This is a genomic window from Barnesiella propionica, from assembly GCF_025567045.1.
Classification (GTDB): Bacteria; Bacteroidota; Bacteroidia; order Bacteroidales; family Barnesiellaceae; genus Barnesiella_B; species Barnesiella_B propionica.
In genome coordinates this window covers 1-1,502 of sequence record NZ_JAOQJK010000021.1, presented here as the reverse complement: position 1 = coordinate 1,502, position 1,502 = coordinate 1, and the positions used below count along the sequence as shown (strand labels likewise).

The window sequence follows — 1,502 nt, the reverse complement described above, 5'->3', positions numbered from 1 at the left end:
ACCAGTACACCATACTGGTTATAACCTAATATCTGGGGTATGAAGGAGGCATATACCGGAACTTCAAGATTATATGTATCGAACTCCAGACTTTTCAGTTCTTTATCTTCAGGTGCCGTCGAGAATACCATCCAGCCATTGGCTACGGCACGCTCCTTACCGTCGGCAGGATTGTTCACTATCGCACCTTTTATCATCATCTGGGCGGAGCCGCCTCCATCCATAGACGCAATATTCCAGGCTCCGGCATGTTTGAGAATCTGACACATAGTCTCGGTATTTGCTCCTATCGAATTACCTTTTTTATCTATAACAATAAAATAAATAGTCTTCCGGTCCTGAGACATTCCTATACCCGTACGGGGATATAAAGTACTGTTATAACCGTCATAATTCCGGTCCGTCAGTTCACCATTTTTCAGGACGACTCCATTACCTGTAACCATTTGAAGAATATCAGGCCTGATACCTCCCTCGGTCGTAAAAATATCCATATTGATTTTAAGAGTATTTCCAACCGATAGATTTTCCAGAAAAACTTTCGCTCTTCCATTGCCGGAAAGACAGCATTCGCCGGGTTCAAGAGCATTCGCTCCTTTATCTTTTATAATGCGCGTTACTACACATGTTACGTCTTTATTTACACCCCAGGATTCTCCGTCGGCCAGTTTTATAAAGACTTCTGTTCCATTATCATCGGTACGAGTTACATCCTGTCCTAAATATTCATTGAAAAAAACAAGCTCGTCCGTTTTTCTGACACGATTTATTTCCGAAATATTATAGTTTCCGACATTTTCTATCATTACCCGTCCCTCAAATTCCAAATTTTCGATCCAGGCTTTTTTATCTTTATCCATCACGGTAAACCCGACATTTCCTAACTCCCGTTGCCATTCGTTCGGGTCAGAAACCATGATTCCATTCCGTATACACCCACTATGCGGTACCCCCAGAATCTCATCCATACCTTGTGTAGGAACAATCCAGAAATTGGCATTTACTGATCCTAATGACTGATGTCCAGGAGAAGACAAACGATTATATGCGCTTGTCATAGCTTCGGTTTTACCGGCCCTTTCTCCGCCTTGAAAGGTTTCAATTATATTATAATCATTTCCCATATCCATCGTAAGTGTATATACATTCAACGGTATTTCAGGGAAATTCATCCGGGTATAAACAGTTCCAGGACCTATCTGCCTGTATTCCAACGTATCGACTTGTCGTTCCACGCCACCTATGAGAATTGTTCCGTTACTCCAGAAAGGCACGGCTGAAAACAACAAGAATATTATTATTTTAAAGTAATTATTTTTCATGGCATTTCTTTAATGATCCGTCTCAAGTATTTTATAAGAACACTTGAGACGGCTTGTAAATACTAATTATTTAATAAGTAATTTTGTAATCTTAATATCATTCTGAGTACTGATCTTCAATATATATAATCCGGAAGAAATACCTTTGACCGATACGAAATTGCCTTCCGTGACAAATCC

General features: G+C 40.0%; 2 protein-coding genes. Both read right to left on the bottom strand.

Annotated features, from left to right (window positions below; genetic code table 11):
- Nucleotides 1-1,322, bottom strand: a 1,322-nt coding sequence (locus tag OCV73_RS14450; protein ID WP_147553339.1) for a phosphodiester glycosidase family protein, incomplete at its 3' end; no start/stop codon positions are given.
- A gap of 66 nt (nucleotides 1,323-1,388) precedes the next feature.
- Nucleotides 1,389-1,502: T9SS type A sorting domain-containing protein (locus tag OCV73_RS14600; RefSeq protein ID WP_147553337.1), on the bottom strand; the 114-nt coding region annotated here is incomplete at its 5' end.